The 22,363-nt window shown below is 61.9% G+C and carries 15 protein-coding genes and 2 tRNA genes; 3 read left to right on the forward strand and 14 right to left on the reverse strand.

The features are described from left to right. Positions 1-29: 29 nt before the first annotated feature. On the reverse strand, positions 30-1,166 hold the full coding sequence (locus tag HB675_RS02530) for a branched-chain amino acid ABC transporter substrate-binding protein (RefSeq protein WP_213875505.1): 1,137 nt from the start codon (positions 1,164-1,166) through the stop codon (positions 30-32). Positions 1,167-1,654: 488 nt separating this feature from the next. Here HB675_RS02530 and pncB point away from each other — a divergent pair, with 488 nt between their 5' ends. Then, positions 1,655-2,854, forward strand: coding sequence for a nicotinate phosphoribosyltransferase (pncB, locus tag HB675_RS02535; RefSeq protein ID WP_213875506.1), 1,200 nt, complete (start codon positions 1,655-1,657; stop codon positions 2,852-2,854). A gap of 82 nt (positions 2,855-2,936) precedes the next feature. On the opposite strand, the gene azu is transcribed toward pncB, so the two are convergent. The 13 genes from azu to rnr all read right to left on the reverse strand — a co-directional run bounded on the left by azu (position 2,937) and on the right by rnr (position 21,779). Beyond that, entirely contained in the window at positions 2,937-3,386 is a 450-nt protein-coding gene (gene azu / locus HB675_RS02540; RefSeq protein ID WP_213875507.1) for an azurin, read from the reverse strand. Positions 3,387-3,465: 79 nt separating this feature from the next. After that, a complete protein-coding gene (locus HB675_RS02545) occupies positions 3,466-4,359 on the reverse strand; it encodes a transglutaminase family protein (protein ID WP_213875508.1) in 894 nt (297 codons plus the stop codon). Continuing rightward, positions 4,359-6,845 (reverse strand): circularly permuted type 2 ATP-grasp protein, encoded by a 2,487-nt coding sequence (locus HB675_RS02550; RefSeq protein WP_213875509.1) that lies wholly within the window; start codon positions 6,843-6,845, stop codon positions 4,359-4,361. The genes HB675_RS02545 and HB675_RS02550 overlap by 1 nt, the downstream gene beginning before the upstream one ends. A gap of 139 nt (positions 6,846-6,984) precedes the next feature. Continuing rightward, positions 6,985-10,266, reverse strand: a complete 3,282-nt coding sequence (locus tag HB675_RS02555; RefSeq protein WP_213875510.1) for a transglutaminase family protein — start codon at positions 10,264-10,266, stop codon at positions 6,985-6,987. A 310-nt stretch (positions 10,267-10,576) separates the two neighbouring features. Then, positions 10,577-12,883 carry a YgiQ family radical SAM protein gene (locus tag HB675_RS02560; RefSeq protein ID WP_213875511.1) on the reverse strand — a complete coding sequence of 769 codons (2,307 nt, stop codon included), beginning with the start codon at positions 12,881-12,883 and terminating at the stop codon, positions 10,577-10,579. 119 nt (positions 12,884-13,002) lie between these two features. Then, entirely contained in the window at positions 13,003-14,517 is a 1,515-nt protein-coding gene (locus HB675_RS02565; protein ID WP_213875512.1) for a glucosyltransferase domain-containing protein, read from the reverse strand. Positions 14,518-14,521: 4 nt separating this feature from the next. Next, complete coding sequence (dnaB, locus tag HB675_RS02570) at positions 14,522-15,916, reverse strand: replicative DNA helicase (RefSeq protein ID WP_213875513.1); 1,395 nt, start codon at positions 15,914-15,916, stop codon at positions 14,522-14,524. Between the two features lie 112 nt (positions 15,917-16,028). After that, positions 16,029-16,475 (reverse strand): 50S ribosomal protein L9, encoded by a 447-nt coding sequence (gene rplI, locus HB675_RS02575; protein WP_043191123.1) that lies wholly within the window; start codon positions 16,473-16,475, stop codon positions 16,029-16,031. 21 nt (positions 16,476-16,496) lie between these two features. Next, positions 16,497-17,396: a hypothetical protein gene (locus tag HB675_RS02580; protein ID WP_213875514.1), complete on the reverse strand. Its 900-nt coding sequence runs from the start codon at positions 17,394-17,396 to the stop codon at positions 16,497-16,499. Positions 17,397-17,432: 36 nt separating this feature from the next. Next, positions 17,433-17,663, reverse strand: coding sequence for a 30S ribosomal protein S18 (gene rpsR, locus HB675_RS02585; protein ID WP_213875515.1), 231 nt, complete (start codon positions 17,661-17,663; stop codon positions 17,433-17,435). Positions 17,664-17,691: 28 nt separating this feature from the next. Then, positions 17,692-18,117 carry a 30S ribosomal protein S6 gene (rpsF, locus tag HB675_RS02590; protein ID WP_213875516.1) on the reverse strand — a complete coding sequence of 142 codons (426 nt, stop codon included), beginning with the start codon at positions 18,115-18,117 and terminating at the stop codon, positions 17,692-17,694. 252 nt (positions 18,118-18,369) lie between these two features. Continuing rightward, positions 18,370-19,128 (reverse strand): 23S rRNA (guanosine(2251)-2'-O)-methyltransferase RlmB, encoded by a 759-nt coding sequence (gene rlmB / locus HB675_RS02595; RefSeq protein ID WP_213875517.1) that lies wholly within the window; start codon positions 19,126-19,128, stop codon positions 18,370-18,372. After that, positions 19,125-21,779 (reverse strand): ribonuclease R, encoded by a 2,655-nt coding sequence (rnr, locus tag HB675_RS02600; RefSeq protein WP_213875518.1) that lies wholly within the window; start codon positions 21,777-21,779, stop codon positions 19,125-19,127. The genes rlmB and rnr overlap by 4 nt, the downstream gene beginning before the upstream one ends. A 226-nt stretch (positions 21,780-22,005) precedes the next feature. On the opposite strand from rnr, the gene HB675_RS02605 reads away from it, so the two are divergent. Together HB675_RS02605 and HB675_RS02610 are read left to right on the forward strand one after the other, a co-directional pair. After that, a tRNA-Leu gene (locus HB675_RS02605) sits at positions 22,006-22,092 on the forward strand. Positions 22,093-22,226: 134 nt separating this feature from the next. Continuing rightward, positions 22,227-22,313, forward strand: a tRNA-Leu gene (locus HB675_RS02610). Positions 22,314-22,363: the final 50 nt, after the last annotated feature.

The raw sequence follows: 22,363 nt of genomic DNA on the forward strand, positions 1-22,363 counted from the left end.
AGGTGCACGAGCCGGACCCATTTTTCACATTACTTCTGCTTGTCCAACTGGTGGTATTTGCCGCTGGCATCCCACTGGTACATCACGTAGTCGGAGACTTTCAGATCGCCCTTGCTGTCCCAGGTCTTCTCGCCCATGACGGTGTTGACCGGGTGCGATTTCAGCCACTTGGCAGCGTCCTCGCCCTTGTTCGACTTGGCGCCGTTGAAACCGGCAGCCAGGGCCTGCACCGAAGCGTAGGCATACAACGTGTAGCCTTGCGGCGCAAAACCGGACTTGGTCATCTGCTCGACCACCGCCTTGCTGCTTGGCAGCTTCTGCGGGTCGGCACCGAAGGTCATGTACACACCGTCGGTGTATTGCGGTCCGCCGGCAGTGGTGACCATTTCGTCGGTGACGATACCGTCGCCGGAGACGAAGTTGACCTTCAGGCCCTGGTCACGAAGTTGGTGAACCAGTGGACCGGCTTCCGGGTGCAGACCGCCGAAGTAAACGGTGTCGGCACCGGTGCCGCGGATCTTGGTGACCAAGGCGCTGAAGTCTTTCTCGCCGCGGGTCAGGCCTTCTTCCAGCACCGGCTTGACGCCGCGCTTGGTCAGCTCGGCAGAGGTGGCGTCAGCCAGACCTTTACCGTAGGTGTCCTTGTCGTTGATGACTGCGACTTTCTTGGCTTTGAGCACGTCGACGATGTAGTCGCCGGCGACGATGCCTTGCTGGTCGTCACGGCCGCACATACGGAACATGGCGCTCAGACCGCGATCGGTGACGGTCGGGTTGGTCGAGCCAGGAGTGATCGCGATCACGCCGGCGTCGGCGTAGACCTCAGAAGCGGGAATGGTCGAGGACGAGCAGAAGTGACCGACCACGCCGGAGACTTTGTCCTGGTCGACCAGTTTGTTGGCGACAGCCACAGCCTGCTTGGGCTCGCAGGCGTCGTCGCCCGGGACCAGAACAATCTTGCCGCCATTCACGCCGCCGGCAGCGTTGATGGCATCAGCCGCAGCTTGTGCACCTTTCATGTACTGCTCGCCGTAAGCGGCGTTGGCGCCAGTCATCGGGCCGGCAACGCCGATTTTGATGTCAGCAGCTTGAACAAACGAAGAAACACCCAAAGCGGAAGCCACTGCGAGGGCCAGAAAACCTTTCCTGTAAAACGTCTGCGACATGAGGTGGTGCTCCTGAGATTTTTTGGTTTCGCACAACAACTTCAGCCCAATGCCCTGAGCAAGCACCGTGCCAGCACTGATTCCCGCTGTTTAAAACCCGTTACATCACCGCCCTAGACCCTTTCATCGACGTCGCTTTGCGGGCCGTGCAACCGTCTGGAATGCGGCAGGTGGTACTTGCAGCAGAAAAAGGTGCAACCCTTCGCCACTATCGTTGCAACCTTTTATTACAGTCTCGTGCAACCATGCTGTAACAGCTTGCGTAACCGAACTGCACATCGGCGGTGCGTCACTGCTACAGGACGCACCATTACTGACGGATCAGCGTAGACGCAATTTTGCCAGACTCGGCAAAACCCTTGTTTTGCGGGGGCTTAGGCCATGGATGGCGGGTAGCCATCAGGTCACGACAGAAAAAATACTTTCCCCGCACGCGCACTTGTGCGCCACTAGCAGCCTGCCCAGCAATTTGTGACCCGGAGAGACCCATGAGCGAAGGCGTTTTCGCTGATCGCATCGTGCAAAACCTGCTCGACACCGATCTGTACAAACTCAGCATGATGCAGGCGGTTCTGCACAACTACCCGAATGTAGAGGTGGAATGGGAGTTTCGCTGCCGCAACGGCGAAGACCTGCGCGATTACCTGCCCGAACTGCGCCTGCAGATAGAACGCTTGAGCGAATTGAGTCTGAGCCCGGACCAATTGGATTTTCTGGAACGCATCAACTTCATGAAGCCGGACTTCCTGCGCTTTCTGGGGCTGTTTCGCTTCAACCTGCGCTACCTGCACATGGGCATCGAGAACGACGAACTGTTCATCCGCCTGCGCGGGCCGTGGCTGCATGTGATTCTGTACGAGGTGCCGCTGCTGGCCACGGTCAGCGAGGTGCGCAACCGCGCACTGCACCCGGACGTGACGCTGGAGCAGGTGCGCAGCCAGCTTTACCGCAAGTTCGATTGGCTGACCGCCAACGCCACCCAGGACGAGCTCGCCCAGCTCCAGGTGGCTGACTTCGGCACCCGTCGGCGCTTTTCATTCAAGGTGCAGGAAGAAGTGGTCAACGTGCTCAAGCACGATTTCCCCGGGCGCTTTGTCGGCACCAGCAATGTCCACCTGGCCCGAGAGTTCGACCTCAAGCCATTAGGCACCATGGCCCACGAGTGGATCATGGCGCACCAGCAACTGGGCCCACGACTGATCGACAGCCAGGCGGCCGCGCTGGATTGCTGGGTGCGGGAATACCGTGGTTTGCTGGGCATTGCCCTGACTGATTGCATCACCATGGACGCGTTTCTCGGCGACTTCGATCTGTACTTCGCCAAGCTGTTCGACGGTCTGCGCCACGACTCGGGCGACCCGATCATCTGGGCAGAAAAAGCGATCGCCCATTATCACAAGCTGGGCATCGACCCGATGACCAAGACCCTGACCTTTTCCGACAGCCTGACACTGCCCAAGGCACTGGACATCTTTCGCCAGCTGCGCGGGCGGATCAATGTCAGCTTCGGCATCGGCACCCACCTGACCTGTGACATTCCAGGGGTCAAGCCGATGAGCATCGTCTGCAAGATGACCGACTGCAATGGCCAGCCGGTGGCAAAGATTTCCGACGAGTCGGCCAAGACTCAGTGTCGTGACCCCAATTTCGTGGCTTATCTAAGGCATGTGTTCAAGGTGCCTGGCTGAAGACCGAAGCCTGTGGGAGCCAGCCTTGGCTGCGATGCAGACGACTCGGTCTGACTGGACGAAGGGGTGCTCCCACAGGGGATCAATCCACCAGTGAGACCGTGCCCTTCATCATCGAGATATGCCCCGGATACGAGCAGAAGAAAGCGTATTTTTCAGACGGGTCCAACTTCGCCACATCAAACGTCACCGAGTCCTTTTCCCCTGCACCAATGATCTTGGTATGGGCGATGACCCGCGTGTCCCCAGGCTTGATGTAGTCGTGGTCCAGCGTCGCTGCCATGCCGTCCGCGGCAATGCCATCGGCATCTGCCTCCTTGGACAGCACCCAGTTGTGCCCCATTACCGCCACCGGCAAGCCACCGGAGTGGGTCAGGTTGACGGTGAAAGTCTTGCAGGCTTTGGGGACCTGAATGGCCTTGGTATCGAAGGTCATGGTGTCGGTGGAGTCGACGGTGGTCTGGCATTCGGCGGCCATCGCATGGGCGCTGGCGAGGGTCAGCAGGGACAGGGTGACGGCTTTGAAGAGCATGGAGGTCTCCGGCAGAGGGAAGAAGGCAACTGCCGCCATGATAGTCCACTGGGGATCATGGGTTTTCATGAAAGATCCGCTACCCCTCCAGCGGCATCACCGTCACCTGGACCTCGGGATCATGATTGCCGCCGCCCAGAATCACCCCGCGCAGTGGCGAGACATCGGAGAAGTCCCGGCCCCAAGCCAGAGTGATGTGCTCCAGGGCCGGCTGCACATTGTTGGTCGGGTCGAAATCCACCCAACCCAGCGCCGGGCAGAACACCGAGACCCAGGCATGGGAAGCGTCGGCACCGATCAGCCTGGGCTGGCCGGGCGGTGGCTGGGTCAGCAGGTAGCCGCTGACATAACGTGCTGCCAGGCCACGAGAGCGCAGGCAGGCCAGCATCAGGTGAGCGAAGTCCTGGCAGACGCCACGACGGCTTTCCAGCACTTCCACCAGGGGCGTTGCCACCTGGGTGGCTTCGGCATCGAAGGTGAACTCGTCGAAAATCTTTTCCATCAACGCCTGGGTGCCTTCCAGCAGCGGTCGGCCCGCCGGGAAGCAGCTCTGGGAAAACTCCACGAAGCTCTTCTTCAAGCGCACGTAGGGCGACTCGAAGCGATAGCGGCAGGCCTCCAGCAACTGGTTGACCATGGGATTGCCGCTGTAGCACAACGCCGCACGGGTGTCCTCCCAGGCTGGCGACCGGGCGAAATCCAGGGTCGGCCGTGGCAACACCTCGACCCACAAACGTGCGCACACTTTCAATTCATCGTGGGGCCGCTCGAACGCCAGACGGGTCAGCGGGTTGCCGAAGACATCCTGCTCGTCCATGCGCGACGTCGGCTCGGGGCTGATGCGCATCTCATGGCGCTCGCAGACTTGCCACTCGCTGGGGCGAGGCCACAGGTGAGCGAGCTGCTTGGCCAGGGAAACCGGGCTGTCGTAGGTGTAGTGGGTGTCGTGAATGATCTGATAGCGCGCGCTCATCACACCGATACCGTCTGCTGGTTGACGTCATCGACGTGGGCGAAATGGCGCAAGGCCAGACGGTCGGAGACCTGACTGCTGGTGGCGGAAATTTCCGCCAGCAGGTCGGCCAGCCCCTCGAGCACGGCATTGGCGCTGCCGGCACCGAACAGCGGGTTTTCCAGAGTGCCGAGGTCGAAGTGGCGCAGGCGCTCGATCAGCAGTGCAATGGCGCGGTCACGGGGCGCGCCGAACTCTTCATTGAGGCGACGCAACGAGCGATTTACCAGCTTGAGCTGGAACAGCACGGCGTGGGGGTTCTGCTCGTCCAGCAGGAGCAGGTCCAGCACCGGAATCAGTTGCGGCACCGCCAGATAACGGGAGCGGTAGGTGATGCTGCTGTTGCCCAGCTCCAACAACCACTCCAACCCGGCCTGATCGTCCACCGCCGTACCGCGCAGGAACGCCGAAAGGCTGGTGCTGAGGAACTGCAAGCGCTCCAGGCGCCGGCCGATCATCAGGAAGCGCCAGCCTTCGTCACGGGTCATGTCGTCGAGGGCGAAGCCCGACAGCGCGGCGAGGGACATGACCAGACGGTTGAGGAAATCCAGCAGCTCGGCAAAGTCCGGCTCTTCACTGTCCAGGGTCTGCGCCTCGCGCTGCAACTCCACCAGCGCTTGCCAGTTTTCCCGGGACAGCTTGCCGCGCACCTGCGACGCTGCCCATTGCAGCCGTTGCAGGTTGGAACGCAGGCTGAATGGCCAGTCCTCCCCCAGCAAGGCGGCGAGCAGGCGCTCTTCGAGGTCGCCCTCTTCCGGCAGCAGGTTGAGGCTGTCGGCCAGCTCCACGGCGGCCTCCAGCGCTTGCGGGTCATCGCCATCGACATAACGGCCAAGGATGATGCGCAGCAACCGCGCGCTGTCGTCGCAACGTTCGCAGTAGCGACCGAACCAGAACAGGTTCTCTACCACCCGCGACGGCAGGTAAGGGTCCAGGCGCACCAGATCGTGCACGCCGATGGGCCGTTGGGCCTTCCACTGCTCGCCCACGGGCGAGCGGTCGCCCAGCACCCAGGTGTCCTTGCTGGCACCGCCGCGCTGCATGGACACCACTTCGGCATCGGCCTCGGCGGCCACGCGGGTCAGGCCGCCGGGCAACACCCGGTAATCATCCTTCCCGGCCACGGCATACACCCGCATGCCGATGGCCCGTGGCTGCAGCTGGCTACTGTCCGCCTGCCAGACCGGCGCCTGGGATAACTGCGCGATTTCCTGCGCCACGTAGGCGTAGGGGCGCGCCTGCATGCGCTTGGCCAGGGTCTTGCGCTGGGCGCTGTCGAGGTCGCGGCCGAACACCGGCACAAAGCTTTGCGACGGAAAGGCCGGCTTGATCAGCAGATCACCGAGCTTTTCGATGGCCTGGTCCAGCACCGGCGGCTCGCCGCACCACCAAGTGGCGACGGAGGGCAGAATCAATGCTTCGCCAAACAAGTGCTGATTGATCTTTGGCAGAAAGCCCAGCAGGCCGGGAGACTCCAGCACACCACTGCCCAAAGCGTTGCCCACCACCACGCGGCCCTGACGCACGGCCTGGAGCAGGCCGGGCACGCCCAGGGCCGAGTCGGTGCGCAACTCCAGCGGGTCACAGAAGTCATCGTCCAGGCGGCGCATGATCGCGTGGACCCGCCGCAGCCCGCTGAGGGTCTTGAGGTATACCGTAGCGTCGCGCACTGTGAGATCGCCGCCTTCCACCAACGGGTAACCGAGCTGGCGCGCCAGATACAGATGCTCGAAGTAACTTTCGTTGAAACGGCCGGGAGTCAACAGCACCACCAGCGGCGTCTCGCCCTCGCTGGGGGCCAGCCGCGTCAGGGTTTCCTGCAGGGTGCGGAAAAAACCGGTGAGGTGCTGCACCCGCAGGTCGCGGTACAGCTCGGGAAACGCCCGCGACACAATCATGCGGTTTTCCAGCGCGTAACCCGCACCGGAGGGCGCCTGGGTGCGGTCGGCGGTGACCCACCACTGGCCGTCCGGGGTACGCGCCAGATCCACCGCGTACAGATGCAGGAAAGTATTCTCCGGCGGGACGATGCCTTGGCAGGGCCAGAGGTAGTTGTTATGGCCGTAGACCAGCTCGGCAGGCAACAACCCTTCGGCGATGAGGGTCTGCGGGCCATAAATGTCGGCCAGCACGGCATTGAGCAGCCGCGCGCGCTGGGCGATGCCCGCCGATACCTGTTGCCATTCGGCGGCGGGGATCAGGTTGGGCAGCAGGTCCAGCTCCCACGGACGGTCCGCACCCTTGGGGTCGGCGTAGACGTTGTAGGTCACGCCGTTTTCCTGGATCTGCCGCGCCATCAATGCCTGCCGCTGGCCGAGCTGAGCCGAACTGCTGCGTTGCAGCTGGTCGAACAGCCGCCGCCAGTGGGGCCGCACGGCACCATCGGCTTCAAGCATTTCGTGGTAGGTACCCGCGCTCAGCGGGTAACGGTCAAGCAGATCAGGCATGGAATGCTCGGCGGCAGCGGTCAGTCGTCAATTTGCACAAATTCAGTTACAAACGCTCACGGCCGCCGACGCCGCACCCTTTCGGGGCGGCACCACAGCGGCCTGTGATGCCCCCGTCCCTGGGGGCGCGCAATATAACTTAAAAACGGCGCATATCGAGTGTCATCGGCAATTCGTCGTTGATCTTGAGGGTAGGCACAGGCAGCGCTCCGGCGGTGTGCCCCAGTCGGAAAAACCGTGCCATGCGTCGGCTTTCCGCCTCGTTGGCGTTGACTGGCAGGGTCTCGTAATTGCGCCCGCCCGGGTGAGCCACGTGATATTGGCAGCCTCCGAGGGAGCGACCCATCCAGGTGTCCAGCAGATCGAAAGTCAAAGGCGCGTGAACTGGAATGGTCGGTTGCAGGCAATTGGACGGCTGCCAGGCACGGAAACGCACCCCTGCGACAAATTCGCCTACCTTGCCGGTGGGCTGCAATGGCACGGCAACTCCGTTACATGTCAGTACATAGCGCTGGGGGGCGAGGCCATTGAGGCGCACCTGCAAGCGCTCCAGGGACGAATCGACGTAGCGCACCGTACCGCCGGCACCGCCCTCCTCCCCCAGTACGTGCCATGGCTCCAGGGCTTGGCGCAATTCCAGCTCGATGCCGTTGACCGCGTAGTCGCCGACCATGGGGAAACGGAACTCCATGTGCGCCGAGAACCACTCGGCCCGCAACGGGTAGCCGGCCGAGTCGAGGTCGCTGATGACATCGGCGAAGTCCTGCTCGATGAAGTGCGGCAACATGAACCGGTCGTGCAGTTCGGTGCCCCAGCGCGCCAGCTTGGCCGGTGCGTAAGGCTCGCGCCAGAAACGCGCCACCAGCGCCCGCAGCAGCAACTGCTGAACCAGACTCATGCGCGCATGGGGCGGCATTTCAAAGGCACGCAGTTCCAGCAGGCCCAGGCGCCCGGTGGCTCCGTCCGGCGAATACAGCTTGTCGATGCAGAACTCGGCCCTATGGGTGTTGCCGGTCACGTCGATCAGCAGGTTGCGCAGCAGCCGGTCCACCAGCCAAGGGGCGCATGGCTGGCCCACCGGTGGCATCTGGGCGAAAGCGATTTCCAGCTCGTATAGCGAATCGTTGCGCGCCTCGTCCACCCGCGGCGCCTGGGACGTCGGGCCGATGAACAACCCCGAGAACAAGTACGACAGCGAAGGATGGTTGTGCCAGTAGCTGATCAGGCTGCGCAGCAAGTCCGGACGCCGCAGGAACGGCGAATCGCCGGGCGTGGCGCCGCCCAGGACAAAGTGGTTACCGCCACCGGTGCCGGTGTGGCGACCGTCGATCATGAATTTTTCCGTGGTCAGCCGGGTCAGGCGCGCCTGTTCATAGAGGAACTCGGTACGCACCACCAATTCGTCCCAACTGGCCGAGGGCTGCACGTTGACTTCGATCACGCCCGGATCCGGAGTGACCTTGAAGTTGCTGATGCGCGGGTCGAACGGCGGCTCGTAGCCTTCCAGCATCACCGGGATCTTCAGTTCCTCGGCGGTGGCTTCAATGATCGACACCAACTCCAGATAATCTTCCAGCCGCTCCAGCGGCGGCATGAACAGGTACAGGCGACCGTCACGGGCTTCGGCGCACAGGGCCGTGCGGGTCAGCCAGCTGGCTGACTCGTCAAGCTTGGGTTCGCGCTCTTCGACCACCGGGGTCTGTCCGGCGGTGACGCCTTGCAATTGGGTGACGCTGGGCAGCACCGGCAGGTCCTGGTTGGGATCGGTGGGGTGCACGTAGGGGTATTCGGCCGCCTTCACCCACGGCTGCGAGCCCAGCGGCAGGCGATAGCCCAGCGGCGAATCCCCTGGCACCAGGCGGCAATATTCGTCGCGCAGGTACCAGCGCCCGCTCTGCCAGTGATCGCCGGCAGCGGTGCGGGCCAAGGGCAGGACCTGGCCAATGACTTTGTCCAGGCCCTGGGCAAAGACCTTGCGCAGACGCTTGCGCTCCATGACATCGCCCAGACGCGAATCTTCGGGGGTGACGTTGCCCGGCAACGCCCCTTCGCGCCACAGGTAGTAGAACTGGTCTTCGTAAGCCGGGAAGACAAAACGCGCGGGCATCTTCAAGCGCTCGGCGACACTGGCCAGAAAGCGCCCGGCCATTTCCCCGGTCACGCCGTCATCACGGCTTTCGTCGGCGATCAGGGCGTCGTTGCGCCAGATCGGCTCGCCGTCCACCCGCCAGTAGCAATTGAGCGACCAGCGCGGCAGCTGTTCGCCGGGGTACCACTTGCCCTGGCCGAAATGCACCAGGCCACCAGCGCCATACTGGGCGCGCATGCGGTGGTAGAGTTCGGTGGACAGCTTGCGTTTGTCGTCGCCCAGCGCAGCGGTGTTCCACTCGGCGCCGTCCGGGTCGTCAATGGAAACGAAGGTCGGTTCGCCGCCCATGGTCAGGCGCACGTCGCCCTTGATCAGGTCGTCGTCGATCTGCCGGCCCAGGGCCTCGATCTCTTCCCACTGCTCTTCGGTGTAAGGCTTGGTGACCCGGGGCGCTTCCCAGATGCGCTCCACCGACATCTCGTGGCTGAACTCGCATTCGCATGGTTCCACCAGCCCGCTGATGGGGGCAGCCGAGGAGGGATCCGGGCTGCACGCCAACGGGATATGCCCTTCACCGGCAAACAGCCCGGAGGTAGCGTCCAGGCCAATCCAGCCCGCACCCGGCAGGTACACCTCGCACCAGGCGTGCAGGTCGGTGAAGTCGACCTCGGTGCCCGAGGGGCCGTCCAATGCCTTGACGTCAGCCGTGAGCTGGATCAGGTAGCCGGAGACGAAGCGTGCGGCCAGGCCGATATGGCGGAACAACTGCACCAGCAGCCAGGCCGAGTCACGGCATGAACCGCTGGCTTCGACCAGGGTGTGCTCGGGCGTCTGGACGCCAGGCTCCATGCGGATGAGGTAACGGATGTCCTGACTTAACCGCTGGTTGATCGCCACCAGGAAGTCCACGGCGGGCTTGGGCGTCAGGTCGATGCTTTTGAGGTAAGCCTCGAAGGTCGGCGTGAGCGGAAGTTTTTCCAGGTACGGCGCCAGCTCGTGTTTTTCATCCTTCGCATAGGCGAAAGGGATTTTCTCGGCATAGGGCTCAAGGAAAAAGTCGAAGGGGTTGAACACGGCCATTTCGGCAACGAGGTCTACTTCGACGCGGAACTCGTCGGTCTTCTCGGGGAAGACCAGTCGGGCCAGATAGTTGCCCTGGGGGTCCTGCTGCCAGTTGATGAAGTGCTGTTCGGGGAGGATTTTCAGCGCATAGGACAACACCCGCGTACGGCTGTGGGGAGCCGGCCGCAGACGGACGATCTGCGGCCCGAGCTCGACCGCATGGTCGTAGCGGTAGTGCGTGACGTGGTGCAACCCGACATGTATCGACACAGCGTGCCTCCTGCAAACCTGGACGTGATCAGAACCGCGCAAGACTTATGCCAAAGGCCCAAGACCGACGGGAGCTGAAAGCAGGACATTACCATGGCACCAAAAACACTCAATCGCGAGGTTTGGCTTTGTGCGAGTGCACTGTGTCGGGGCGCAGGGAAGGAAACGGGGCGCCGGGGCCTTTGTGGGGAGCAGCCCCTGGGTGCGATAGCGTCACCGCTCAGGGCCGCCAGACCGAGTCGCCTGTATCGCGCCCAACGGTTGCTCCCACACAGGTCGCATCACCCTGCGACCCTTGTGGGAATCCAGCCTAGCGCGGCACGACCGGCTGGCGAGCCGGCTTCTTGCCGCCTTTTTTGCCACCTTTGGCGGCATCGGCGCGGGCCTTGGCCGCCTCCTTGTTCCGGGCGAAGGCGGCGGCCTTGGCCTGCTCCCGCTTGTCCCACGGGTTGCTGCCGTCGCTGGCGCGAGGGGGCAAGCCGGTATGCTGGGTGAGGATCTTCTGCTCCTTGGCCACCTTGTGGCTGCCAGCCGGCGTCGAGTTCTTGCGACGGGCGCTCTGGTAGCTGTCGGTGTCCGGCTGGTGCAGCGGAATCAGCTGGTTCTTGCCCGAGCCGATCAGATCACTGCGGCCCATGCGCTCCAGCGCCTCACGCAGCATCGGCCAGCCTTTCGGGTCGTGGTAACGCAGGAAGGCCTTGTGCAGACGACGCTGGGCTTCGCTCTTGACGATGACCAGGTTATCGCTCTTGTAGCTGACCTTTCGCAGCGGGTTCTTGCCCGAGTGGTACATGGCCGTGGCCGATGCCATTGGCGAAGGGTAAAACGCTTGCACCTGGTCGGCACGGAAGCCGTTGCCCTTGAGCCACAGGGCCAGGTTCATCATGTCTTCGTCGGTGGTGCCGGGGTGGGCCGCGATGAAATACGGGATCAGGTACTGCTCTTTGCCGGCTTCTTTCGAATACTTCTCGAACATGCGCTTGAACTTGTCGTAGGAGCCGATCCCCGGCTTCATCATCTGGTTCAGCGGGCCTTCTTCGGTGTGCTCCGGCGCAATCTTGAGGTAGCCACCCACGTGGTGGGTCACCAGCTCCTTGACGTACTCGGGCGACTCCACCGCGAGGTCGTAGCGCAGGCCCGAGGCAATGAGGATCTTTTTTACCCCCGGCAAGGCACGGGCGCTGCGGTACAGCTGGATCAGCGAGGAGTGGTCGGTGTTCAGGTTCGGGCAGATGCCAGGGAACACGCAGGACGGCTTGCGGCACGCAGATTCGATTTCCGGGCTCTTGCAGGCGATGCGGTACATGTTCGCGGTCGGACCGCCAAGGTCGGAGATCACCCCGGTAAAACCTGGAACCTTGTCGCGAATCTCTTCGATTTCACGAATGATCGACTCTTCGGAACGGTTCTGGATGATCCGCCCTTCATGCTCGGTGATCGAGCAGAAGGTACAACCGCCGAAGCAGCCACGCATGATGTTCACCGAGAAGCGAATCATGTCGTAGGCCGGAATCTTCTGCTTGCCATAGGCTGGATGCGGAACACGGGCATAGGGCATGCCGAACACGTAGTCCATTTCCTCGGTGGTCATGGGAATGGGCGGCGGGTTGAACCACACGTCCACTTCACCATGCTTCTGCACCAGCGCACGGGCATTGCCCGGGTTGGTTTCCAGGTGCAGCACGCGGTTGGCGTGGGCATAGAGCACGGCGTCGCCACGGACCTTCTCGAAGGACGGCAGGCGGATCACCGTCTTGTCCCGGGTCATGCGCGGGCTGGCCAGAATCTGCACCACCTTGGGTTCGTTCGGATCCTCGACCGGGCCTTTTTCCTGCTCGATGGCGCAGGCCTGGGTGTCTTGTGTGTTGACGTACGGGTTGATGATCTTGTCGACCTTGCCCGGCCGGTCGATACGGGTGGAGTCCACCTCGTACCAGTCCTTGGGCGTATCGCGGCGAATGAACGCGGTGCCGCGAATGTCGGTGATGTCTTCGATCTTCTGGCCGTAGGACAGGCGCTGGGCCACTTCGACGATGGCCCGCTCGGCGTTGCCGTACAGCAGGATATCGGCGCAGGCGTCGATCAGGATCGAATGGCGGACCTTGTCCTGCCAGTAGTCATAGTGAGCGATCCGGCGCAGGGAAGCCTCGATGCCGCCGAGCACGATCGGCACATGCTTGTAGGCTTCCTTGCAGCGCTGGCTGTAGACCAGGCTGGCGCGATCGGGCCGCGAGCCGGCCAGGCCGCCCGGGGTGTAGGCGTCGTCCGAGCGGATTTTCTTGTCGGCGGTGTAGCGGTTGATCATCGAATCCATGTTGCCGGCCGCGACGCCGAAGAACAGGTTCGGCTCGCCGAGCTTCATGAAATCGTCTTTGGATTGCCAGTTCGGCTGGGCAATGATGCCGACGCGAAAGCCCTGGGCTTCCAGCAGGCGGCCGATGATGGCCATGCCGAAGGACGGGTGGTCGACATAGGCATCACCGGTGACGATGATGATGTCGCACGAATCCCAGCCAAGCTGATCCATCTCCTCCCTGCTCATGGGCAGGAACGGTGCTGGCCCGAAACATTCGGCCCAGTACTTGGGATAGTCGAAAAGCGGCTTGGCTGCTTGCATGGTAGGGACCGTGTTAGCTACAGAGTGAAAAATCGCGGGCGCGGAATATAGCACATTTTTTGACCAAACCCGACAACGGTGGTCGGGTTTGCTCGCTCAGCGCGTGATCGAGGGGAAAATCACTCGCTCGGCAGCTTGGGCGTCTTGTCCACCGGCTTGATGTTGACGTAACCGTAGCCGTTGAGCAGCCAGATGTCGTAATACTTGTTATCGACCAGACGCTGCCCGGTGCTGTGAACCATCAGTCGGAGAAACAGATCGTCGTTGGCTTCCAGGTTCAAGTCGGTGAGGTTCTCGACGGTGTCCATCTCGCACGGCTTGAGGCTCAGGACAAAGCGCAGCGCTGGCAGATTCTCCAGGGTCCCGCTCAGGGCCGGCAGCCAGGCACCGGTGCAATCGACGCTGGTCCAGTAGACCGGCTTGTTGCGCAGCTCCGGCAAACGGGTGATGTCGTGATGCAGATCCTGCGCCAGGCTGCGCTCCAGGGTTTTCTGCGCCGCCAGCACCCGCCCGTAGACGAACGACAGCGACAGCATGCACATCAAGGGGATCACCAGCAGCCATTCCAGCCGCGGGTGCACCCGACTGAGGCTGAACTGGGCCAGGTAGAACAACGCCACCAGCACCGGCGACAGCCCCATCAAGGTGCGGGCTTCAAGGGTGAACTCGGCAAACGGCAGGATCATCCCGCCGATGCTGAAGGCCAGCACCAGCGGCACCAGCAGATAGATCAGCACGCCACCCAGGCCAGCCAGGCCCAGGGCACGCAGCTGGCGCAGGGCGATCCACAGGTAACCGATCGCTGCCAGCACGGCCAGCGCGATCCACATCCAGCCGTTGCCGTCGGTGATGAACAAGCTGATCTTGTGCATGATGCGGCCCGCACGCAGGCCCAGCTCGCCCAGCCCTTCGGCATTGAGCGGCAGCATGCCTTTGCGGTCGGTGTGCATCAGCTGGTAGGCGCTGGCGTAGTAGACGAAAAGCCCGAGCACCAGCTGCCCCAGCTGACGGCCCAGCAGGCTGCAGACACTCCGGCCCGGCAGCTGGAAGCGCACTGCGCGAATCAGTTCGATGCAGCACAGGCCGACGAACACATTGACTGTGACCTGATACAAGCACAGCGCCACGCCCAGCAGGCAGCCTGGCACCAGCACGTTGAGCAGGGTATTGCGTCCGCGCCAGATCACCGCGTAGATCGCTGCCACCATGCTCAGGGTCATGGTCGGGCCGTCATACTGGTACGTCAGGTTACCCAGGTACATGGGGCTGTACCACAGCGGCAGCACCACCAGACAATGGCTCAGGCGCGGCTCGATGAAGTAATGCTTCACCAACGCCGCCAGAGCAAAGGCCATGGCCACACAAGCCAGCAGCAACGGCAGTGGGAAGATGTCCACCGTCACGCCGCTGAAGGTCATGATGCGGTAGAACACCTCGGCCAGAATGCGCCCCTCGACACGCCAGGCGCGCTGTACGTCCAGTTCGGAGCGCCAGTTGTCATCGACGTAACGATAATCGGCAAGGATGAAAGGTAAAGCGAACGCCAGCACCGCCAGCAGAAAAAACCACCGAGCCTGGGCCGGGCTCAACTCGCGATCCAGCAGGTGTCGGGGTGCAATAGAAGCGTAAGCCACGCAGTTACTCGTCGTCGAAGTTATAGCTGCCCGGTGCGAGATTCTCGAAACGGGTATATTTGCCAATGAACGCCAGCCGCGTGGTGCCGATCGGGCCGTTACGCTGCTTGCCGATGATGATCTCGGCAACGCCCTTGTGTTCGGTCTCGGGGTGATACACCTCGTCCCGATAAACGAACATGATGACGTCGGCGTCCTGCTCGATTGCACCGGACTCACGCAAGTCGGAGTTGATCGGGCGCTTGTTGGGCCGCTGCTCCAGCGATCGGTTCAACTGCGACAGTGCAATCACCGGGCAATTGAACTCCTTGGCCAGGGCCTTGAGCGAGCGGGAGATCTCGGAAATCTCGTTGGTACGGTTGTCGCCGCCGGAACCCGGGATCTGCATCAGCTGCAGGTAGTCAATCATGATCATGGCGATGTCGCCATGCTCGCGCACCAGACGACGGGTGCGGGCACGCATTTCCGACGGGCTGATGCCGGCGGTATCGTCGATGAACAGCTTGCGGTCGTTGAGCAGGTTGACCGCCGAGGTCAGGCGCGGCCAATCGTCATCGTCCAGGCGCCCGGAGCGGACCTTGGTCTGGTCGATGCGCCCCAGCGACGACAGCATCCGCATGATCAGCGATTCGCCGGGCATTTCCAGCGAGTAGACCAGTACGGCCTTGTCGCTGCGCAGCACGGCGTTCTCCACCAGGTTCATGGCAAAAGTAGTTTTACCCATGGACGGACGACCGGCGACGATGATCAGGTCGGCGGGTTGCAGGCCGCTGGTCTTTTCGTCGAGGTCGGCGTAGCCGGTGGAAAGGCCGGTGATGGTTGCATCGGTATTGAACAGCGTGTCGATGCGGTCGATGGCCTTGGTCAGCAGGTCGTTGACGCTGACCGGGCCGCCGGTCTTGGGCCGCGCCTCGGCAATCTGGAAGATCTGCCGTTCGGCTTCGTCGAGGATCTCCGCAGCATTGCGACCCAAGGGGTTGAATGCGCTGTCGGCGATGTCGGTACTGATACTGATCAGCTGCCGCAAGGTCGCTCTTTCGCGCACGATTTGCGCATAGGCCTTGATGTTCGCCACTGATGGCGTGTTCTTCGCCAGCTCGCCCAGGTAGCCAAGGCCACCGACTTGCGAGCTCTGCCCTTCCTTGTCTAGCTGCTCGTGCAGGGTGACGACGTCGAAGGGGATGTTCTGATCCACCAGCCGGGAAATGGCCCGGAAGATCAGGCGGTGGTCATGCCGATAGAAGTCGCCGTCCGAAACCTGATCCAGCACCCGCTCCCAGGCATCGTTGGACAGCATCAGACCACCGAGCACAGCCTGTTCGGCCTCGATGGAATGCGGCGGCACCTTGAGGGCGGCGGTTTGCAGATCGTACTGCTCGGGAGCGCTGATTTCGTTCATGGCCACGCAGGATTCTGTTGTTCAGGGGTACAGCAAAGACAAAGGGCACGTCTGCTTGCGCAGAGCGTGCCCGATGTTAAACCGACCGGCACACGAGGTGCCAGCAAGGTTTTTACGCCGCTACAACGACCACACGTACGGTGGCTTCTACGTCGCTGTGCAGGTGCACGGCAACGTCGTATTCGCCAACGTTACGGATGGTGCCGTTCGGCAGACGAACTTCAGCCTTGGCCACTTCAACGCCGGAGGCGGTCAGTGCGTCAGCGATGTCGTGTGTACCGATCGAACCGAACAGCTTGCCTTCATCGCCAGCGGTGGCAGTGATGGTCACTTCCAGCTCGGCCAGTTGGGCAGCGCGGGTTTCGGCCGAAGCCTTCTTGTCGGCAGCAGCTTTTTCCAGCTCGGCGCGACGCTCTTCAAACGCAGCCAGGTTGGCGGCGGTTGCAGCGGTAGCCTTGCCGAACGGCAGCAGGAAGTTACGGCCGTAACCGGCTTTAACGTTTACCTTATCGCCCAGGTTGCCCAGGTTGGCGACTTTTTCCAGCAGGATCAGTTCCATTTGGTAATAACCTCTTAACTTTTAACCTTCACCGTTCGCGGAACCTTGGTCGGCCCCATCTTTAGGGCCTCGGCGTCCGCGAAAATCAATCAGGCTGTCGACAATGGCCGCAACCACGAGCAACAGGTAGACCAGCTGCATGAACGGCACCAGCGTTACATACATCCCCACGAGCCAGAACCGTGCCAGGCGCTTTTGAGCGACCAGACCGTGCACCAGGGCCAACCCCGAGATCAACAACGGCAAGCTGCACAACGGCGTCAACATGGCGACCTGGGAACCGAAGTTCGGCCCGATCAACATCAACGCCAGCAGCATCATCGCTGGCCAAGGAGCGATCCGGATTTCGCGAAACTCGCGACCGAACCCGCCGGGGTTATACAACACTGCCTGCCAATACCGCCCCAACATCAGGGCCAGCAGACTGAGGGCTTGCATCATTGCCGCTATCAGACCGATCAGTACCGGTGTAATCAGCGATCCCAGGCGCGCACGTTCCTCTATCGACATCTTTTGATAGATACCCTCGAGCATGTCGGGCAGGTGCTGTTGCAATACCTGCGAAAACTGCTCGATGGGCTCGCGGAACACCGCGCCCAACACCACCCCAAACACCAGACCCAGCGCCACGCTGACCAGCAGCAGGCGATTCCAGGCCATTCCCGAGCGCAAACACGCTGCGAGCCCCAGCGAGCCCAGCAACACCATCAAGGTGCGCGGCTCACCGTAGAACCACCAGGCCAAAGCCGGCAGTAACGCCCAGAGAAGCACGCTGAAAGCGTCCTTCGGACCCCGCCGCAGGAGCACCAGGCACCCCGCGGCAGCACTTAACCAGACCATCAGCGGCAATGCCGCACATCCCGCCACCACCAGGGTGGCTTGCACGCGACCGCGCATGATGAAATCAGCCAAGGCGCGCATGCATCTATCCTTTTGCTACGTATCGACTACCTGGACTCAGCGGCCGTGGCTGTCGGTGTAGGGCAGCAGGGCCAGGAAGCGGGCGCGCTTGATAGCGACGGCCAGCTGACGCTGATAGCGAGCCTTGGTACCGGTGATACGGCTTGGAACGATCTTGCCGGTTTCAGATACGTAGGCTTTCAGCGTGTTGAGATCCTTGTAATCGATCTCTTTCACGTTTTCAGCGGTGAAACGGCAGAATTTACGACGACGGAAGAAACGTGCCATGTAATTGGCTCCTCAAAAGATCCGGGAATTACTCGTCAGCGTTATCGCTGGCGTCGCTGTTATCGCCATCATCGCCATCGGCGCTGTCGGCGTGCTCAGGACGGTCACGACGCTCACGGCGCTCACCGCGGTTTTCTTCGGCTTTCATCAGCTCGGAAGGACCGGTGACAGCTTCGTCCATGCGGATGACCATGTTACGGATCACGGCATCGTTGTAACGGAAGTTGTCTTCCAGCTCGGCCAGGGCCTTGCCGCTGCATTCCACGTTCAGCAGAACGTAGTGAGCCTTGTGCACGTTGTCGATGGCGTAAGCCAGCTGACGACGGCCCAGATCTTCCAGACGGTGGATTTCGCCGCCGTCGTCTTTGATGGCCTTGGTGTAACGCTCGACCATCGCGGGAACTTGTTCGCTCTGGTCCGGGTGAACCAGGAAAACGATTTCGTAATGACGCATGAATGCTCCTTACGGGTTGTAGCCTGCCGCCAGGGCGGTCAGACAAGGAGTGAATGACACTAGTGAGTCTTGCCCACAGGCAAGGCGCGCAATTGTAGAGAAGGGGGTGGGGGGAAGCAAGGGGATTGGTGATTATTTGAGCAGATGACTGCACTGCCATGCAGGACCGAGCTTGCTCGGGAACGGTGATGCTCGGGACCCATGTTGCACCGGTTCCCGAGCAAGCTCGGCCCTGCAGGATGACCCCGAGGCCTATTTCTTCGTCGCAGCCTTCACCTTGCGCTGGCGCACGGCTTCAAACAGGCACACCCCGGTCGCCACGGATACGTTCAAGCTGCTGACACTGCCGGCCATCGGCAATTTCACCAGGTAATCGCAATGCTCGCGGGTCAGGCGGCGCATGCCCTTGCCTTCGGCGCCCATGATCAGGATGGTCGGCCCGGTCATGTCCTGGTCGTAGATCTCGACGTCCGCTTCGCCCGCAGTCCCGACCACCCACAAACCACGTTGCTGGAGCTTTTCCAGCGAGCGCGCGAGGTTGGTCACGGCCACCAGCGGGATCACTTCCGCCGCACCGCAGGCGACTTTGCGCACTGCCGGGGTCAGGGTCGCGGACTTGTCCTTGGGCACGATCACGGCCAGGGCGCCAGCTGCGTCGGCACTGCGCAGGCAGGCACCAAGGTTATGCGGATCGGTCACGCCATCCAGCACCAGCAACAAAGGTGCACCTTCCGTGCGGTCGAGCAGCTCGTCAAGCATGGCCTCGCCCCAGACCTGGCTCGGGCTGACTTCGGCCACTACGCCCTGATGCACGCCTTCGACCCAGGCATCCATCTCGCGGCGCTCGGCCTGACCGATGGAGACCTTGTTCAGATTGGCCAGCTCCACCAATTTCTGTACCCGCGGCTCGCTGCGACCATCGGCCAGCCAGACTTGCTTGACCCGCTTGGGGTGATGACGCAAAAGCGCTTCCACGGCATGCACGCCGTAGATCTTTTCCAACTGACTCATGACTTCGCCTTGGGTTTACGGGCGCCAGACTTGGATGGCCCCTTGCGGTGCGTGGTGGGCTTGCCTTCGGCCTTGGCCGATGACTTGCTGGCACTACCGCCCGCCCCTTTGGCATCGGCCAGCAGGGCTTTTTTCATTTCACGGCTTTTGCGGATATCGGCATTGTTGGCCACCGCGTCGGAAACGCGGTAAGCCTCACTGGAGCCGGACGCCTTGGCGCTGGATTTTTCCGAGCGACGGGGCGCCTTGATCGGCGCCTCTTCCCGTGCGGCGGGCTCCTTGGCCCGCGAACGCACGGCCGGCTTGGCCTCTTCCTGGCGCTGAGCCGGCTTGGTAACAGGCTTAGCGGCGGCTACCGGAGCGCTGGCTTGACGGTTTTTTTTTCCGATAGGCGCATTCAGCGTGTTCTCGGCCATCTCGAAGTCGATCTTGCGTTCGTCGAGGTCGACGCGCATGACCCGCACTTCCACGGTATCGCCCAGACGGAAGCTGCGGCCGGTGCGCTCGCCCGCCAGGCGGTGATGCACAGGGTCGAAGTGGTAGTAGTCGCCTGGCAGCGCAGTGACGTGGACCAGACCCTCGACGAAGATATCGGTCAGCTCGACAAACAGACCGAAACCGGTCACCGCGGTGATCACACCTGGGAAGCTCTCGCCGACGCGGTCCTTCATGAACTCGCACTTGAGCCAGTTGACCACGTCGCGGGTGGCTTCATCGGCGCGGCGCTCGCTCATGGAGCACTGCTCGCCCAATTGCTCCAGGGCGTTTTCGTCGTACGGATAGATGCGCGCCTTGGGGATGGTCGGTGCATCGGCACGACGTACGTGCGGGGTGTCCTGCCTGGAGCGGATGACGCTGCGGATGGCGCGATGGGTGAGCAGATCGGGGTAGCGACGAATCGGCGAGGTGAAGTGCGTGTACGCCTCGTAGTTCAGGCCGAAGTGGCCCTGGTTGTCGGCGCTGTACACCGCCTGGCTCAGCGAGCGCAGCATCACGGTCTGGATCACGTTGAAATCCGGGCGCCCCTGAATGCTGGCCAGCAAGGCACGGTAGTCCTTGGGCGACGGACCATCCTTGCCCTTGTTGATCGACAGGCCCAGCTCGCCGAGGAAGGCGCGCAGTTTTTCCAGGCGCTCTGGCGGCGGACCGTCGTGGACCCGGTACAACGCCGGAATCTCGTGCTTCTTGAGGAACTCGGCGGTGGCCACGTTGGCCGCCAGCATGCATTCTTCGATCAGTTTGTGGGCGTCGTTGCGCACCGTCGGCTTGATCTCGGCGATCTTGCGTGACGAACCGAAGACAATTCGGGTTTCCTGGGTTTCGAAGTCGATGGCGCCACGGGTGTGACGGGCTTCGAGGAGCACCTTGTAAAGCGCATAAAGCTGCTTGAGGTGCGGCAGCACATCGCCGTACTCGCCACGCAACGCCTTGGCCTCGCTGGAGCGCGAATGCTCGAGCAAGGTGCTGACCTTGTTATAGGTCAGGCGCGCATGGGAGTGGATGACTGCTTCATAGAACTGATAGTCGGTCATCTCGCCGGTCTTGGAGATGGTCATCTCGCAGACCATGGCCAGCCGATCGACGTGCGGGTTCAGGGAGCACAGGCCATTGGAAAGCTGCTCGGGCAGCATCGGGATCACGCGCTCGGGGAAGTACACCGAGTTGCCGCGTACCTGGGCTTCGTCGTCCAGGGCCGAACCGAGCTTCACATAGCTGGACACGTCGGCGATCGCCACGTAGAGCTTCCAGCCACCGTTGAACAAGCGCAGCTTGCTCTTGGCTTCGCAGTAGACGGCGTCGTCGAAGTCGCGGGCGTCTTCACCGTCGATGGTGACGAAAGGCAGGTGGCGCAGGTCGATGCGCTTCTCCTTGTCCTTCTCTTCCACTTCCGGACGCAGCTTCGCGGCTTCCTTGAGCACAGCCTCGGGCCAGACGTGGGGAATGTCGTACGTGCGCAAAGCCACGTCGATTTCCATGCCCGGCGCCATGTAGTTACCGACCACTTCGACGATATCGCCTTGAGGCTGGAAGCGCACGGTAGGCCAATGCGTGATCTTCACTTCGACGAACTGACCGACCTTGGCGGCGCCATGACGACCCGGGGTGATCAGCACTTCCTGCTGCACTTTAGGGTTGTCAGGGACCACAAAACCGATGCCGCTCTCTTCGAAATAGCGGCCGACGATACTTTCGTGGGCGCGGGAGATGACTTCGACGATCACCCCTTCGCGGCGACCACGACGGTCCAGGCCCGAGACCCGCGCCAGCGCGCGGTCGCCATCGAACACCAGGCGCATCTGCGCCGGGCTCATGAACAGGTCATCGCTGCCATCGTCCGGCACCAGGAAGCCGAAGCCGTCACGGTGGCCAGTGATGCGACCCAGGATCAGGTCGAGCTTGTCGACCGGCGCATACGTGCCGCGGCGGGTGTAGATCAATTGACCGTCGCGCTCCATGGCGCGCAGACGGCGGCGCAAGGCCTCCAACTGGTCTTCGGTGGTCAGGCCGAACTCTTCCACCAACTGCTCACGGCTGGCGGGCGAACCCCGATCGGCGAGATGCTTGAGAATCAGCTCGCGGCTGGGAATGGGGTTTTCGTAGTTTGCCGCTTCACGAGCGGCCTCGGGATCGAGGGTCTGCCAATCGGCCATTAGAGAGAATTCACCTTGTCTATATAGGGGTTAGTTTGGCATACGGCGATTGAAACGGGAAATTTCGGGGGCGCCAGCGCCTATGAACGTGAGAGTAGCGCGGCGCAGATGAACGTTCATCCGTTACTTTTGAAATAAATCATTTTTTTTGTGATTTTACGCTTTACAGCTTCGGGAGCGCTCCGTATAGTGCGCGCCATCGACAACGCACAGCGATGTTGATACTGCCCAGATGGTGAAATTGGTAGACACGCCAGCTTCAGGTGCTGGTGACCTTACGGTCGTGGAAGTTCGAGTCTTCTTCTGGGCACCAATTCAACAAGAACCCGCGAAAGCGGGTTTTTGCGTTATGAAACAAGGGTTTCTTAAACCTGCAACTGGGGGTTTACAGATTCCGAGAGCCTCTATATAGTGCGCTCCACGACGACGAACAAGGTTTTCGTGATTGCCCAGATGGTGAAATTGGTAGACACGCCAGCTTCAGGTGCTGGTGACCTTACGGTCGTGGAAGTTCGAGTCTTCTTCTGGGCACCAATTGAGTAGAAACCCGCGAAAGCGGGTTTTTGCGTTTCCGGGCCACGATA

It is taken from the genome of Pseudomonas sp. dw_358 (assembly GCF_018449655.1).
GTDB lineage: Bacteria > Pseudomonadota > Gammaproteobacteria > Pseudomonadales > Pseudomonadaceae > Aquipseudomonas.

Coding starts and splice junctions, on each gene's coding strand:
- azu (WP_213875507.1), bottom strand. CDS start 3,386: ATGCTCTTCAAAGCCGTCACCCTGTCCCTGCTGACCCTCGCCAGCGCC.
- rnr (WP_213875518.1), bottom strand. CDS start 21,779: ATGGCCGATTGGCAGACCCTCGATCCCGAGGCCGCTCGTGAAGCGGCA.
- HB675_RS02550 (WP_213875509.1), bottom strand. CDS start 6,845: ATGCCTGATCTGCTTGACCGTTACCCGCTGAGCGCGGGTACCTACCAC.
- HB675_RS02560 (WP_213875511.1), bottom strand. CDS start 12,883: ATGCAAGCAGCCAAGCCGCTTTTCGACTATCCCAAGTACTGGGCCGAA.
- HB675_RS02580 (WP_213875514.1), bottom strand. CDS start 17,396: ATGCGCGCCTTGGCTGATTTCATCATGCGCGGTCGCGTGCAAGCCACC.
- rpsR (WP_213875515.1), bottom strand. CDS start 17,663: ATGGCACGTTTCTTCCGTCGTCGTAAATTCTGCCGTTTCACCGCTGAA.
- HB675_RS02545 (WP_213875508.1), bottom strand. CDS start 4,359: ATGAGCGCGCGCTATCAGATCATTCACGACACCCACTACACCTACGAC.
- pncB (WP_213875506.1), top strand. CDS start 1,655: ATGAGCGAAGGCGTTTTCGCTGATCGCATCGTGCAAAACCTGCTCGAC.
- HB675_RS02530 (WP_213875505.1), bottom strand. CDS start 1,166: ATGTCGCAGACGTTTTACAGGAAAGGTTTTCTGGCCCTCGCAGTGGCT.
- rlmB (WP_213875517.1), bottom strand. CDS start 19,128: ATGAGTCAGTTGGAAAAGATCTACGGCGTGCATGCCGTGGAAGCGCTT.
- rpsF (WP_213875516.1), bottom strand. CDS start 18,117: ATGCGTCATTACGAAATCGTTTTCCTGGTTCACCCGGACCAGAGCGAA.
- rplI (WP_043191123.1), bottom strand. CDS start 16,475: ATGGAACTGATCCTGCTGGAAAAAGTCGCCAACCTGGGCAACCTGGGC.
- dnaB (WP_213875513.1), bottom strand. CDS start 15,916: ATGAACGAAATCAGCGCTCCCGAGCAGTACGATCTGCAAACCGCCGCC.